Origin of the sequence: Luteimonas sp. 3794 (assembly GCF_031456825.1) — a bacterium.
Classification (GTDB): domain Bacteria; phylum Pseudomonadota; class Gammaproteobacteria; order Xanthomonadales; family Xanthomonadaceae; genus Luteimonas.
Genome location: NZ_JAVDVJ010000003.1, coordinates 229,030 through 241,878, shown reverse-complemented (window position 1 = coordinate 241,878; position 12,849 = coordinate 229,030). Strand labels below are relative to the sequence as shown.

The 12,849-nt window shown below is 65.2% G+C and carries 17 protein-coding genes; 4 read left to right on the top strand and 13 right to left on the bottom strand.

Annotated elements, in window-relative coordinates:
- Window positions 1-89 precede the first annotated feature (89 nt).
- The 4 genes from typA to J2X52_RS07350 all read left to right on the top strand — a co-directional run bounded on the left by typA (window position 90) and on the right by J2X52_RS07350 (window position 3,588).
- A complete protein-coding gene (gene typA, locus J2X52_RS07365; RefSeq protein ID WP_310150866.1) occupies window positions 90-1,922 on the top strand; it encodes a translational GTPase TypA in 1,833 nt (610 codons plus the stop codon).
- The gene (locus J2X52_RS07360) at window positions 1,919-2,503 is read left to right on the top strand and encodes a 2'-5' RNA ligase family protein (protein WP_310150863.1); all 585 of its coding nucleotides are present in this window, start codon (window positions 1,919-1,921) and stop codon (window positions 2,501-2,503) included. The genes typA and J2X52_RS07360 overlap by 4 nt, the downstream gene beginning before the upstream one ends.
- The gene (locus J2X52_RS07355; RefSeq protein ID WP_310150861.1) at window positions 2,503-2,961 is read left to right on the top strand and encodes a DUF2127 domain-containing protein; all 459 of its coding nucleotides are present in this window, start codon (window positions 2,503-2,505) and stop codon (window positions 2,959-2,961) included. The genes J2X52_RS07360 and J2X52_RS07355 overlap by 1 nt, the downstream gene beginning before the upstream one ends.
- Window positions 2,962-3,033: 72 nt before the next feature.
- Window positions 3,034-3,588 carry a hypothetical protein gene (locus J2X52_RS07350; protein ID WP_310150858.1) on the top strand — a complete coding sequence of 185 codons (555 nt, stop codon included), beginning with the start codon at window positions 3,034-3,036 and terminating at the stop codon, window positions 3,586-3,588.
- Between the two features lie 35 nt (window positions 3,589-3,623).
- Here J2X52_RS07350 and J2X52_RS07345 read toward each other — a convergent pair whose 3' ends face one another.
- The 13 genes from J2X52_RS07345 to rplF all read right to left on the bottom strand — a co-directional run bounded on the left by J2X52_RS07345 (window position 3,624) and on the right by rplF (window position 12,843).
- Complete coding sequence (locus J2X52_RS07345; protein WP_310150856.1) at window positions 3,624-5,021, bottom strand: 3-deoxy-7-phosphoheptulonate synthase class II; 1,398 nt, start codon at window positions 5,019-5,021, stop codon at window positions 3,624-3,626.
- A gap of 68 nt (window positions 5,022-5,089) precedes the next feature.
- Window positions 5,090-5,590, bottom strand: coding sequence for a disulfide bond formation protein B (locus J2X52_RS07340; RefSeq protein WP_310150853.1), 501 nt, complete (start codon window positions 5,588-5,590; stop codon window positions 5,090-5,092).
- A 130-nt stretch (window positions 5,591-5,720) separates the two neighbouring features.
- Window positions 5,721-6,101, bottom strand: coding sequence for a 50S ribosomal protein L17 (gene rplQ / locus J2X52_RS07335; RefSeq protein WP_159679865.1), 381 nt, complete (start codon window positions 6,099-6,101; stop codon window positions 5,721-5,723).
- Between the two features lie 265 nt (window positions 6,102-6,366).
- Window positions 6,367-7,365 carry a DNA-directed RNA polymerase subunit alpha gene (rpoA, locus tag J2X52_RS07330; protein ID WP_310150848.1) on the bottom strand — a complete coding sequence of 333 codons (999 nt, stop codon included), beginning with the start codon at window positions 7,363-7,365 and terminating at the stop codon, window positions 6,367-6,369.
- A 55-nt stretch (window positions 7,366-7,420) separates the two neighbouring features.
- Window positions 7,421-8,056, bottom strand: coding sequence for a 30S ribosomal protein S4 (rpsD, locus tag J2X52_RS07325; protein WP_159679869.1), 636 nt, complete (start codon window positions 8,054-8,056; stop codon window positions 7,421-7,423).
- Between the two features lie 14 nt (window positions 8,057-8,070).
- Window positions 8,071-8,463 carry a 30S ribosomal protein S11 gene (gene rpsK / locus J2X52_RS07320; RefSeq protein WP_096297427.1) on the bottom strand — a complete coding sequence of 131 codons (393 nt, stop codon included), beginning with the start codon at window positions 8,461-8,463 and terminating at the stop codon, window positions 8,071-8,073.
- An 11-nt stretch (window positions 8,464-8,474) separates the two neighbouring features.
- On the bottom strand, window positions 8,475-8,831 hold the full coding sequence (gene rpsM / locus J2X52_RS07315) for a 30S ribosomal protein S13 (RefSeq protein ID WP_232134471.1): 357 nt from the start codon (window positions 8,829-8,831) through the stop codon (window positions 8,475-8,477).
- A gap of 385 nt (window positions 8,832-9,216) precedes the next feature.
- Complete coding sequence (gene secY, locus J2X52_RS07310) at window positions 9,217-10,593, bottom strand: preprotein translocase subunit SecY (RefSeq protein ID WP_310150840.1); 1,377 nt, start codon at window positions 10,591-10,593, stop codon at window positions 9,217-9,219.
- A 5-nt stretch (window positions 10,594-10,598) separates the two neighbouring features.
- The gene (rplO, locus tag J2X52_RS07305) at window positions 10,599-11,039 is read right to left on the bottom strand and encodes a 50S ribosomal protein L15 (RefSeq protein ID WP_232134776.1); all 441 of its coding nucleotides are present in this window, start codon (window positions 11,037-11,039) and stop codon (window positions 10,599-10,601) included.
- Entirely contained in the window at window positions 11,039-11,236 is a 198-nt protein-coding gene (gene rpmD / locus J2X52_RS07300) for a 50S ribosomal protein L30 (protein ID WP_310150837.1), read from the bottom strand. The genes rplO and rpmD overlap by 1 nt, the downstream gene beginning before the upstream one ends.
- Window positions 11,229-11,762: a 30S ribosomal protein S5 gene (gene rpsE, locus J2X52_RS07295; protein ID WP_310150834.1), complete on the bottom strand. Its 534-nt coding sequence runs from the start codon at window positions 11,760-11,762 to the stop codon at window positions 11,229-11,231. The genes rpmD and rpsE overlap by 8 nt, the downstream gene beginning before the upstream one ends.
- Before the next feature lie 167 nt (window positions 11,763-11,929).
- Window positions 11,930-12,286, bottom strand: coding sequence for a 50S ribosomal protein L18 (rplR, locus tag J2X52_RS07290; protein WP_310150831.1), 357 nt, complete (start codon window positions 12,284-12,286; stop codon window positions 11,930-11,932).
- A 29-nt stretch (window positions 12,287-12,315) separates the two neighbouring features.
- On the bottom strand, window positions 12,316-12,843 hold the full coding sequence (gene rplF, locus J2X52_RS07285; protein WP_310150828.1) for a 50S ribosomal protein L6: 528 nt from the start codon (window positions 12,841-12,843) through the stop codon (window positions 12,316-12,318).
- Window positions 12,844-12,849 lie beyond the last annotated feature (6 nt).

Below are 12,849 nucleotides of genomic sequence, written 5' to 3'. Positions count from 1 at the left end.
CGGCATGCGGCAGCGCAACACGCTATAATGCGGGGCTCTTTCACTGACTCTTGTGCGCCCCGGTCTTCGACTCTGGCGCAGCCTTGCCCATGTCCATCGAACGCCTGCGCAATATCGCCATCGTCGCCCACGTCGACCACGGCAAGACCACCCTCGTCGACTGTCTGCTGAAGCAGTCGGGCACCCTGTCCGAGCGCACCGTGCTCGCCGAGCGCGTGATGGACAGCAACGATCAGGAAAAGGAGCGTGGCATCACGATCCTGGCCAAGAACACGGCGATCACCTGGAACGGCAACCGCATCAACATCGTCGACACCCCGGGCCACGCCGACTTCGGCGGCGAGGTCGAGCGCGTGCTGTCGATGGTCGACACGGTGCTGATCCTGGTCGACGCGATGGACGGCCCGATGCCGCAGACGCGCTTCGTGACCCAGAAAGCATTTGCGATGGGCTTCAAGCCGATCGTCGTCGTCAACAAGATCGACCGTCCGGGCGCGCGTCCGGACTGGGTGATCGACCAGGTGTTCGACCTGTTCGACAAGCTCGGCGCGACCAATGAGCAGCTCGACTTCCCGATCGTCTACGCCTCGGCGCTGCACGGTTACGCGAGCCTCGACGACGCCGCACGCTCGGGCGACATGACCCCGCTGTACGAAGCGATCATGCAGCACGCGCCGATGCCGGAAGTGGATCCGGACGGCCCCTTCCAGATGCGCATCAGCCAGCTGGACTACAACAACTTCGTCGGCGTGATCGGCATCGGCCGCATCCAGCGCGGCACCCTGAAGAAGAACATGCCGGTCTCGGTCATCAGCCGTGAAGGCAAGAAGCGCCAGGGCAAGGTGATGCAGGTGCTGGGCTTCCTGGGCCTGGAGCGCATCGAGCAGGACACCGCCGCCGCCGGCGACATCGTTGCCATCTCCGGTATCCAGGACCTGACGATTTCCGACACGGTCTGCGCCCTGGACACGCCGGAAGCGCTGCCGGCGCTGACCGTCGATGAGCCCACCATCTCGATGACCTTCCAGGTCAACAACTCGCCGTTCGCCGGCAACAAGGACCTGTCCGGCGGCAAGTTCCTGACCAGCCGCCAGCTGAAGGACCGCCTGGAGCGCGAGACTGTTCACAACGTGGCGCTGAAGGTCGAGCAGCTGGAGGACGCGGACAAGTTCCTGGTCTCCGGCCGCGGCGAACTGCATCTGTCGGTGCTGATCGAAAACATGCGCCGCGAAGGCTTCGAGCTGGCCGTGTCGCGCCCGGAAGTGATCATCAAGGAGATCGACGGCCAGCAGATGGAGCCGATCGAGCAGCTGGTGGTCGACGTCGAAGAGCAGCACCAGGGCGGCGTGATGGAGAAGCTCGGCATCCGCAAGGGCCAGCTGAAGAACATGGAGTCGGACGGCAAGGGACGCGTGCGTCTGGACTACGAGATCCCGGCCCGTGGCCTGATCGGTTTCCAGAACGAGTTCAAGACCCTGACCCAGGGCGGCGGATTGCTGTTCCACGTGTTCGACCGTTACGGCCCGAAGGAAACCGGCGCGATCGCCAAGCGCCTGAACGGCGTGATGATCGCCAATGCGCCGGGCGCCACGCCGGCCTACTCGCTCGGCCCGCTGCAGGAGCGCGGCAAGCTGTTCGCCGCCGAGGGCGACAACGTGTACGAGGGCCAGCTGGTCGGTATCCATTCCAAGGACAACGATCTGACCGTCAACGCGATCAAGACCAAGCCGCTGACCAACATGCGCGCTTCGGGCAAGGACGATGCCATCGCGCTGACGCCGGCGATCAAGTTCTCGCTGGAGCAGGCCCTGGACTTCATCGATGACGACGAGCTGGTCGAAGTCACGCCGAAGGAAATCCGCCTGCGCAAGAAGTTCCTGACCGAAAGCGATCGCAAGCGCGCCTCCCGCAGCGGTTCGTGACCCAGGCGCCATTCCCGGCCTGGCGCCCCGGCGCCGACGGCCGGGCAGCGCTCGCCGACCTGTCGCATCGTTTGCAGACGGCGTGCCCTCCGGGCGCGCCGTCTTTGCATCTGCGCCGCGCCGACCAGTGGCATGTCACGCTCTGCTTCATCGGGCAGGAGCTCGCGGCGGCCGCGATGTCGCCACTGCTGCGCGCATTCGCAGATGCAGCCGCTGGTATTCCGGCGCACGCATGGTCCGTGGAACGCCTGGCCTACTGGCCGCAGTCGGGCGCCATTGTCGCCCTGCCGCGGCCCTGTCCCGCATTGCAGGCGTTGTGCGACGCCACGCGCGATGCAATGCGCCGCAGCGACATCGTCCCGGTGCAGGCGACCACGCGCCCACACCTGACCCTCGCCTATCTCGACACCGCGCTCGGCCCCCAGCCCTGGCTGGACACCGTTGACTGCAGCATGGAACCGCTCGCCGTCGACGCGTTCGAGCTTCTGTTCAACGTGGGCGGACGCTACGATGCGCGCGCCGCCTGGTCCTTGACCGGCACGGCGCTTCCGTCGCCCCCACACCAGGCCGCCCTGTTCTGATGTCCGAGTCCACGCCCGTACCACTTCGTGGACTGCGCGCCATCGCACTGTTCGAGGCCACCAAGGGCGTCATCGCCATGCTCGGCGCGGCTGCCCTGACGGCGATCGGCCCGGATGCGCTGCAGCGCGAAGTGGAAAACGGACTGGCCCGGTTCGGCGTCACGGCGCAACGCGGCAGCAGCGCGCTGCTCGACGCCATCACCCCCCAGAACCTGCATATCGCGGTTGCCGTCGGCCTGGTGTACGCGGGCATGCGTCTGCTCGAAGCCTGGGGGCTGTGGCGCCATCGCGCGTGGGCGTCCTGGCTGGGCTGCATCGGCGCGGCGGCCTATCTCCCGTTCGAGGTCTATGCGCTGTGGCAGCATCCCGACTGGGTGACCTGGGGTGTTCTCCTGCTCAATCTGATGATCGTGCTGGTGCTGGCGCGCGACCTGCACCGACGCCGGAACGCGACCTGATCCGATGGCTGAAGCCACCCGTCGCCGCCATGCTCTTCTGACGACGCCCGTCGCTCGTGGAGATTCATGCGCATGCATTCTTTCAACCTGAAGACGCACCTCCCGGCACTGGCGCTCGGCCTTGCCCTGCTCACGAACGCGCCGGACGCACGCGCGGACGATCGCCTGATCGAACCGATGCATGCCGCCGTCCAGGCGCTTGCCGCGGCCTACTTCGCCCGGTCCGCACTCGTCGATGCCTGTGGCCCGCTTCCAGCACCCATCGGCCCTGACGCGCAACGGGCCTACGCCGCATGGCAGACACGCAATGAAGGCGCGCTGCAGATCGCCCTGAGCTGGATGACCCGCGTCGAAGACCTGCTGGACGCGCACGGTATCGAAGGGAGCCGCCGCGAATTTGTCGAGGGGCGCAACGCCATGATTGTCGAGGAGGCCCACGCGCTACGCGATCGTGACTTCCCCGAAGGCATCGCCGATATCCCCAAATGCATCGCAGCGGCGGCGCGCATCGATGCGCGCTATCTGGATCTCGATGCGCGCTCCGAATCTGGACGTGTTCTGACGTCGCCGCAAACCGCCGCTGCTGCGGCCGCCCTCGCGGCCGCAGCAGCGGCGCTCGACGACTGAATCGCGGGCGCTGCCGAGACAGGCAGCGGGAAACGTTACTGGCGCGACAATCCGTTGACCTGCACCTGCTTGCGCACGATCAGCATCGCCGTCTCCAGCGCCTGCTCGTAGTTCAGGCGCGGGTCGACCTGGCTCTTGTAGGCACGCTCGAGATCGATTTCCGTCAGCGCCCGCGCGCCGCCCATGCACTCGGTGACATCCTCACCGGTGAGCTCGAGATGCACACCACCCAGCCGCGTGCCCGCCGCGGCATGCAGTTCGAACGCCTGCTCGATCTCGCTGCGGATGTTGTCGAAGCGGCGGGTCTTGTAGCCGTTGCTGGTCGATTCGGTATTGCCATGCATCGGATCGCAGATCCACAGTACGCGGCGGCCGGAGCGGCGCACCGCGTCGAGCAGGGCCGGCAGACGCTCGGCGATCTGGGTCGCGCCCATGCGGTGGATCAGGCTCAGGCGGCCCGGCTCGTCGTCGGGATTGAGCACATCGATCAGGCGGAGCAGCTCATCGGCTGTGGAAGTCGGACCGACCTTGACCCCGATCGGATTGCGCAGTCCGCGAAAGTACTCCACGTGCGCGCCGTCGAGCGCAGCCGTGCGCACACCGATCCACGGGAAATGCGTGCTGAGGTTAAACCAGCCCCACTGGCGCGGCACCTGCCGCGTGTTCGCTTCCTCGTAGGGCAGCAGCAGGGCTTCGTGCGAGGTGTAGAAGTCGACGCGGTTGAGGTTGTGCACCTGCGTGCCCGCCAGCGTTTCCATGAAGCGCACGGCGTCGCCGAGACCGGAGACCATGCGCTGGTATTCCTCGGCCAGCGGCGACTCGCCCACCCACTCCAGACCCCAGTACTCGGGGTGGTGCAGATCGGCGAAACCCCCGTCGATCAGCGAGCGCACGAAATTCATCGTCATCGCCGAACGCGCATGCGCGCGCACCATGCGGCGCGGGTCCGGAATCCGGGCTTCGGGCGTGAACGCCGGCGCATTGACCACGTCGCCGCGGTAACAAGGCAGCGTCACGCCATCCCGGGTTTCGGTGTCGGCCGAACGCGGCTTCGCGTACTGGCCGGCGAAGCGGCCCACGCGCACGACCGGCAGGCGCATGCCGTGCACGAGCACCAGGCTCATCTGCAGCAGCACCTTGAGCCGGTTGGAGATCACATCGGACGTGCAGTCGCCGAAGTTCTCCGCGCAGTCGCCGCCCTGCAGCAGGAAACGCCGACCTTCCTGTGCTTCGGCCAGCTGCTGCTTGAGGCTCAGGATTTCCCACGAAGTCACCAGCGGCGGTAGCGCCCGCAGCTCTTCCTGCACGGCGGCCAACGCGGCCTGATCGGGATAGGTCGGCAACTGCTTGGCCGGGCGCGTGCGCCAGCTCTCCGGCTGCCAGTCTTCAGGCAGGTTCACGGGTTGCAGGCTGCGCTCATTGGACGACGGCATGGGGTGTTCCTCTCGCGGGTCGCCATCATCGCAGTTTGCTGCTCCGCGTCAATTTTGCCCCCAGCCGCTCAGCGGCGCGTGCGCAGGCCGGCGAACAACGCAACCGCAGCCAGCAGCAGGAACCACACAAGACTCCAGGCGGGCATCGACAGGCCGAGGAACGTCCAGTCGACCGCACCACAGTCGCCGGAACCGGTCAGCACCTTCTGGATCAGCGTCGGGGTATCCATCGTCTCGCGCATGAACGCGAACGGCGCGCCGCAGGTCGCGAAGCCTGGAGGATGCATCTGCAGCCACACATGACGACCGGCGATACCGATGCCGACCGCAGCGGCCGCAAAGCCCAGCAGCCCGTAGACGGTGCGCCCCCCGCGCCCGCGCGGTGCATGGAGCGCGGCGACGAGCAGCACGACACCCAGCGCCGCAAAGGCCAGCCGCTGGAAAATGCACAAGGGGCACGGTTCGAGGCCCCATTGCAGCTGCGAGTAGATCGCAAATCCGATCAGTGCGAAGCAGGCGACGGCGCCGACGAACATCAGTGTGCGGAACGACCAGCGGACAGGATTCATGGGCAGACCGTCGATAGGGTGTCGCGATTATCGTCCCGCACCGCGTAAACAAAAACCCCGGCGATTGCCGGGGCTTCGTTCCATCGATGACGGGAACCTGCGCGCGTGGCGCAGGTCGTCATGATGGGGATTACTCGGCTTCGACCGACGCCTGCGGGCGATCGACCAGCTCGACATACGCCATCGGCGCGTTGTCGCCGGCGCGGAAGCCGCACTTGAGAATGCGCAGGTAGCCACCCGGACGCGCGCTGTAGCGCGGGCCGACGGTGGTGAACAGCGTGCCGACGGCTTCCTTGTCGCGCAGACGCGCGAAGGCGAGACGACGGTTGGCGACGCTGTCGACCTTGCCGAGGGTGATCAGCGGCTCTGCGACGCGGCGCAGTTCCTTGGCCTTCGGCAGGGTGGTCTTGATAAGTTCGCTCTTGATCAGCGAAGCGGCCATGTTGCGGAACATCGCTTCACGATGGGCGCTGGTGCGGTTGAACTTGCGTCCGGCTTTCTGGTGGCGCATGGGATGGATCCTTCAGATAGGAATAGTGGGTCTGTGTGCAGCGTTGTCGCCGTCCTGGCGTTGGAACTTGGACTGCGGATGGTCCGGAACCGGTCGTCCTTCACCGGCAACGCCGCGGGCTTCTGCCCGTCGGCGCGGTCTTGCATTCAACGATCAAACTGCGTCGGAGCCGCGGCTTCGCCGCGTTAGCACCCCGGCCCGGCGAAGCACGCCGGGCGTTCGCACCCGCGGCCGGTGCCTGAAGGCACCGGCCAGACGCGGTTGCTTACCCAAGCATGCCGTGCGCGGCCACACCGGTCGGCGGCCAGTTCTCGAGCTTCATGCCCAAGGCCAGGCCACGCTGCGCCAGGACTTCCTTGATCTCGGTCAGCGACTTCTTGCCGAGGTTCGGGGTCTTGAGCAGTTCGACTTCGGTCTTCTGGATCAGGTCGCCGATGTAGTAGATGCTCTCGGCCTTGAGGCAGTTGGCCGAACGCACCGTCAGTTCCAGATCATCGATCGGACGCAGCAGGATCGGATCCACGCCCGGCGCCTGCGGCTTGGCAGCGCCGCGATCGCGGTGCGTGAAGTCGCCGAACACCGACAGCTGATCGGTGAGGATGTCGGCGGCGGTGCGCACGGCTTCCTCGGCATCGATCGTGCCGTTGGTCTCGATGTCCAGGACCAGCTTGTCGAGGTCGGTACGCTGTTCGACGCGTGCCGCTTCGACCTCATAGGCCACGCGACGGACCGGCGAGAACGACGCGTCCAGCATCAGGCGACCGATGGCGCGGGTCTCCTCGTCCGGACGACGGCGTGCGGAGGCCGGCTGGTAGCCGAAACCGCGCTCGATCTTCAGACGCATGTTGATCGACGCGTCCTTGGTCAGGTTGCAGATGATGTGCTCGCCGTTGAGGATCTCGACGTTGTGGTCGGTCTTGATATCAGCGGCCGTCACGACCCCCGCGCCCGTCTTCGACAGCGACAGCGTGGACGTTTCGCCGGTGCCCATGCGGATGGCGACGTCCTTGAGGTTGAGCAGGACTTCCAGCACGTCTTCCTGCAGGCCCTCGATGGTGCTGTACTCGTGCAGCACGCCGTCGATCTCGACTTCGGTAATCGCGAAGCCCGGAATCGACGACAGGAGCACGCGACGCAGGGCATTGCCCAGCGTGTGCCCGTACCCACGCTCCAGCGGCTCGATCACGACCTTCGCGCGGTTGCCCGCGAGACGTTCGATCTGAGGGCCGCGGGGACGCAGGACCTGGTTGGCGGTTGCCGTCATGTGTGTGTGTCTCCTGAGGACCGCCGCGCTTTCCACGCGGCGGTGCCTGGTTGAATTACTTCGAGTACAGCTCGACGATCAGCGCTTCGTTGATATCCGCCGGCAGATCAGCGCGATCCGGAACGGACTTGAACACACCACTGAACGCCTTGGAGTCGACTTCGACCCACGACGGGGACAGATCCATCGTCGACCACACGGTGAGCGCTTCCTGCACGCGAAGCTGCTTCTGTGCCTTCTCCGACAGTGCGATCGCGTCGCCTGCCTTGACCTGGTACGACGGCAGATTCACCGACTGGCCATTGACCGTGACGCCACGGTGCGACACCAGCTGGCGCGCGGCCGGACGGGTCACCGCGAAGCCCATGCGGTAGATGACGTTGTCGAGACGCGTCTCGAGGAGCTGCAGCAGGTTTTCACCCGTGTTGCCCTTCTTGTTCGACGCCTTCTTGTAGTAGTTGCGGAACTGACGCTCCAGCAGACCGTAGATACGCTTGACCTTCTGCTTCTCGCGAAGCTGGGTGGCGTAATCCGACAGTTTGCTGCGACGCGCGCCGGTACCGGCGCCGTGCTGGCCGGGCTTCTGCTCGAGCTTGCACTTCGAGTCGAGCGCGCGGGTCGGGCTCTTGAGGGAGAGGTCGGCGCCTTCACGGCGCGCGAGCTTACAGGTAGGACCGATGTAACGAGCCATTTCTTATCGCTCCTTTAGACGCGACGCTTCTTCGGCGGGCGGCATCCGTTGTGCGGGATGGGCGTCACGTCGATGATGTTGATGATCTTGTAGCCCACGTTGTTCAGCGAGCGCACGGCCGACTCACGACCCGGACCCGGGCCCTTGATGCGGACTTCAAGCGACTTGACGCCGTAGTCGAGGGCGGCCTTGCCGGCCTTCTCTGCGGCGACCTGGGCTGCGAACGGGGTCGACTTGCGCGAGCCGCGGAAACCCGCGCCTCCCGAGGTCGCCCACGAGAGCGCGTTGCCCTGGCGGTCGGTGATCGTGATGATCGTGTTGTTGAACGAAGCGTGGACATGCGCGATGCCGTCTGTGACGACGCGCTTGATCTTCTTCTTGGTCTTGGTAGCTGCGGGCTTGGCCATGGCTGTGCTCCTTACTTCCTGATGGCCTTGCGCGGACCCTTACGGGTGCGTGCATTGGTCCGGGTGCGCTGGCCACGCAGCGGGAGACCACGACGGTGACGCAGGCCGCGGTAGCACGACAGGTCCATCAGACGCTTGATGGCCATGCCGACTTCGCGACGCAGGTCGCCCTCGACCACGTACTTGCCGACTTCCGAGCGCAGACGCTCGACTTCCGGTTCGGACAGATCGCGGATCTTCGTGGTCGAGGTCACGCCTGCGGCTTCGCAGACCTTCTTCGAACGGGTACGGCCAATGCCGAAAATGCTTTGAAGCCCAACCCAGACATGCTTCTGGGCAGGCAGGTTCACACCTGCAATACGCGCCATGCGCGGATCTCCAACTGGTTTGCTGCCAGGGGTTCAATCCCGGCAAAAGGGAACAAGAAATAATAGCAGGGCCTCGTGGTTTCAGGAAGCCCACGGCGCCAAGGCGCCAGTGAACCCGGCATGGGGAGCGTGCCCATGCTCCGGCGACAGTCCAGGACCGGCAGCTTTCGGGAACGATCTCCCTCGCCTGCCCCGCTCGCTACTCTGGCGTGCGGATCTTCCTGGACCACTCGCACACGAGACCGCCGCGCGAGTCGCCCATCTGAAGTCCGGCGCGTAGGTCCGGACTTCGTGCGCCGCCCCATCGGGCGGTGCGATGCGACATGGGGAGTGCCCATGTCGCGAGAACATTGCCGGACGACCGTCAAGGCCGTCCGGCGGAACATCAACGGCCGGTGAGGCCGCCGCCGCTGCGCGAACCCTTGAGGTTCGACTTCTTCAGGAGGCTTTCGTACTGGTGCGACATCAGATGCGACTGAACCTGCGCGATGAAATCCATGATCACCACCACCACGATCAGCAGCGAGGTGCCGCCGAAGTGGAAGGAGCTGCCGAACTCGGCACGCATGAATTCAGGCAACAGGCAGACCAGCACCAGGTAGGCCGCGCCGACTGCCGTGAGGCGGGTCAGCACACCGTCGATGTAATCGGCAGTCGCCTTGCCCGGACGGATGCCCGGAATCAGCGCGCCCGACTTCTTCAGGTTGTCGGCCGTCTCCTGGCTGTTGAACACCAATGCCGTGTAGAAGAACGCAAAGCCCGCAATCAAGCCACCGAACAACAGCACGTACAGCGGTTCGCCGGGCGAGATCGCCTGGGCCATGCGCTGCAGGGTCTGCTGCCAGCCACTCGAGGACGTCGCCTCACCGAACCACGTGGTCACCGTCGCCGGAAACATGATGATCGAGGACGCGAAGATCGCCGGGATCACGCCTGCCATGTTGAGCTTGAGCGGCAGGAACGAGCTCTGGTTCATATAGGCGTTGCGACCACCCTGACGGCGTGCGTAGTTGACCGTGATCCGACGCTGGCCACGTTCGACGAACACCACGAAGAACACCGCCGCCAGCACCACGATCACCAGCATGATCGCCGCGATCGGGCTCATGTCTCCGCTGCGCAGCGAATCGAACGTACCCAGCACGGCGCCCGGCAGACCCGCCACGATGCCGGCGAAGATGATCAGCGACACACCGTTGCCGATGCCGCGCTCGGTGACCTGCTCGCCCAGCCACACCAGGAACATGGTGCCCGCGGTGAGCGCGATGATCGCGGTCAGCACGAAGCCCATACCCGGCGAGTAGACGACCGGGATGCCGTTGTTGGCACCCGAGCTCTGCAATGCCACCGCGATACCCGCAGACTGGAACACCGCCAGCGGAATCGCACCGATGCGCGACCACTGGGTGATGCGGCGCCGACCCGACTCGCCTTCCTTCTGGATGGCTTTCAGGCTGGGCACGACCTGCACCAGCAACTGCATCACGATCGACGCCGAGATGTACGGAATCACGTTCAATGCGAACAGGCTGAAACGCGACAGGGCGCCACCGGAGAACATGTTGAACATGTCCACGATGGTGCCTTCCTGCCGCTCCATCAGCTGCAGCATGGCTTCGGGATTGACGCCCGGCACCGGGATGAAGCAACCGATGCGATAGACGACGAGAGCACCAAGCACGAACAGCAGGCGCTGGCGGAGCTCGGTGAACTTACCGAGCCCGGCGCCGACCCCACCCATTGCGCTGCCGCTTCGCGACATCCGGCTTACTCCTCGACCTTGCCGCCAGCGGCTTCGATCGCCGCGCGGGCACCGGCCGTGGCGAGCACGCCCTTGAGCACGAGCTTCTTGCTGATCTCACCCTTGAGGACGATCTTCGCGCGCTTGGCGGTGCTGGGCACCAGCTTGGCGGCACGCAGCGCGGCGAAGTCGACATCACCGTCGAGCTTGTCGAGCTGGTAGAGCATCACTTCAGCGACATCGAGCTTCAGCTTGGAGCGGAAACCGACCTTCGGCAGACGCTTGCGCAGCGGCATCTGACCGCCTTCGAAGCCGGCCTTGATCTTGCCCTTGCCCGAGCGCGCGAACGAACCCTTGTGGCCGCGGCCGGCGGTCTTGCCCAGGCCAGAACCGATACCGCGACCGACGCGCGTGCGCTCGGTGCGGGCGCCCTGTGCGGGCTTGAGAGAATTGAGCTTCATTTCGATTATTCCTCGACCTGGACCAGGTAGTGGACCTTGTTGATCAGGCCGCGAACCTGGGGGCTGTCCTTCAGTTCACGCACGTCGTTGAGCTTGCCCAGACCGAGTGCTTTCACCGAAAGGCGGTGCTTGGCCTGCGAACCGCGCAGACCCTTGACCAGACGCACCTTGACGGTGCCGCCAGCGGATTCCTTCTTAGCCATTGATCAGGTCCTCCAGCTTCTTGCCGCGCTTGGCAGCAATCTGCGCTGGCGAGTGCATTTCGTTGAGGCCACGAATGGTGGCGCGCACGAGGTTGATCGGATTGCGCGAACCCACAGCCTTGGCCAGCACGTCCTTGACGCCGACGGCTTCGAGCACGGCGCGCATCGCGCCACCGGCGATCACGCCGGTACCCTCGGACGCAGGCTGCATGAACACGTTGGCGGCGCCGTGGCGCGACTTGACCGTGTGCCACAGCGTGCTGCCGTTGAGATCGACGGTCTTCTGGTTCTTGCGGGCCTGCTCCATCGATTTCTGGATTGCGACCGGCACTTCGCGCGCCTTGCCGTAACCGAAGCCGACCTTGCCGTTGCCGTCGCCGACGACCGTCAGCGCGGTGAACGTGAACTGCCGACCGCCCTTGACGGTCTTGCTGACGCGGTTGACCGTGATCAGCTTCTCGATCATGCCGTCGTCGAGTTCTTCGCGATCGCGACCGCGACCGCGGTTATCTCTTTCGTTTGCCATCTGGAGTGCCTGTATTGATAAGAGGATGCACGGCTCGTGCCGCTTGGAGTTGGGAAGCGGATCGGTGAAACGCGGACGCGGCACAAAAGGCCGCGGGCGCCCGGCACACCCTGTGCCGGCAGGTCAGGCGCTGCCGGGCACGAAGCCCGGCGGCAACAGCGTTCGAATCAGAACTGCAGACCACCCTCGCGGGCAGCGTCGGCGAGTGCCTTGATACGACCGTGGTAGCGGTAGCCCGAGCGGTCGAATGCGACCTTCTCGATACCCGCAGCCTTGGCCTTCTCTGCAATCGCACGACCCACCGCGGTGGCGGCGTCGGCGTTCTTGCCGTTCTTCAGACCGTCCTTGACGTCGGCCTGGGTGGTGTTGGCAGCCGCCAGCACCTTGGAACCATCCGAATTGAACAGCTGGGCGTAGATGTGCTGGCCGGTGCGCAGCACCGACAGGCGCGGCACGCCCAGGACACGGATGTGCGAACGCGTGGTCTTGGCGCGGCGCAGGCGGGCGTTGTTCTTGATGCTCATGATCTTGATCCCCGGAAAGCGGATGGGCCTTAGGCCTTCTTGGCTTCCTTGCGAATGATGGTTTCGTCGGAGTACTTCACGCCCTTGCCCTTGTACGGCTCCGGCGGACGGAATCCGCGGATCTTGGCAGCGACCTGACCGACGAGCTGCTTGTCTGCACCCTGGACCAGGATCTCGGTCTGGGTCGGCGTGGTCAGCGTGATGCCTTCCGGCGCCTGGAACACGACGGGGTGCGAAAAACCGAGCGAGAGGTTCAGGTCCTTGCCCTGAACCGCTGCGCGGTAGCCGACGCCGACCAGCTCGAGCTTGCGCTCGAAGCCCTGCGACACGCCGTGCACCATGTTCGCGACGATCGCGCGCAGGGTGCCGGTGAGCGGAATCTGCGACGGATCATTCGCCGAAAGCAGCGCATTGCCGTCTTCGATGGTGATCTCGATATCCGACGGCTTGATGAGCGTCAGAGTGCCCTTCGGGCCCTTCACGCTGACCAGCTCGGGCTGGATGTTGAGCTCGACGCCCTTCGGAAGGGCAATCGGCTTCTTGGCAACTCGGGACATTGTGCG

Excerpts from the sequence above, each read along its gene's own strand:
- rplQ (WP_159679865.1), bottom strand. The coding sequence starts at position 6,101 with ATGCGCCACCAGAAAGCCGGACGCAAGTTCAACCGCACCAGCGCCCAT.
- rpsD (WP_159679869.1), bottom strand. The coding sequence starts at position 8,056 with ATGGCTCGTTACATCGGTCCTACCTGTAAGCTCGCGCGCCGTGAAGGC.
- rpmD (WP_310150837.1), bottom strand. The coding sequence starts at position 11,236 with ATGGCTAAGAAGGAATCCGCTGGCGGCACCGTCAAGGTGCGTCTGGTC.
- secY (WP_310150840.1), bottom strand. The coding sequence starts at position 10,593 with ATGTCGCGAAGCGGCAGCGCAATGGGTGGGGTCGGCGCCGGGCTCGGT.
- rpsK (WP_096297427.1), bottom strand. The coding sequence starts at position 8,463 with ATGGCCAAGCCCGCAGCTACCAAGACCAAGAAGAAGATCAAGCGCGTC.
- rpoA (WP_310150848.1), bottom strand. The coding sequence starts at position 7,365 with ATGACGGCAACCGCCAACCAGGTCCTGCGTCCCCGCGGCCCTCAGATC.
- typA (WP_310150866.1), top strand. The coding sequence starts at position 90 with ATGTCCATCGAACGCCTGCGCAATATCGCCATCGTCGCCCACGTCGAC.
- J2X52_RS07345 (WP_310150856.1), bottom strand. The coding sequence starts at position 5,021 with ATGCCGTCGTCCAATGAGCGCAGCCTGCAACCCGTGAACCTGCCTGAA.
- J2X52_RS07350 (WP_310150858.1), top strand. The coding sequence starts at position 3,034 with ATGCATTCTTTCAACCTGAAGACGCACCTCCCGGCACTGGCGCTCGGC.
- rpsM (WP_232134471.1), bottom strand. The coding sequence starts at position 8,831 with ATGGCGCGTATTGCAGGTGTGAACCTGCCTGCCCAGAAGCATGTCTGG.
- rplF (WP_310150828.1), bottom strand. The coding sequence starts at position 12,843 with ATGTCCCGAGTTGCCAAGAAGCCGATTGCCCTTCCGAAGGGCGTCGAG.
- rplR (WP_310150831.1), bottom strand. The coding sequence starts at position 12,286 with ATGAGCATCAAGAACAACGCCCGCCTGCGCCGCGCCAAGACCACGCGT.
- rpsE (WP_310150834.1), bottom strand. The coding sequence starts at position 11,762 with ATGGCAAACGAAAGAGATAACCGCGGTCGCGGTCGCGATCGCGAAGAA.
- J2X52_RS07340 (WP_310150853.1), bottom strand. The coding sequence starts at position 5,590 with ATGAATCCTGTCCGCTGGTCGTTCCGCACACTGATGTTCGTCGGCGCC.
- J2X52_RS07355 (WP_310150861.1), top strand. The coding sequence starts at position 2,503 with ATGTCCGAGTCCACGCCCGTACCACTTCGTGGACTGCGCGCCATCGCA.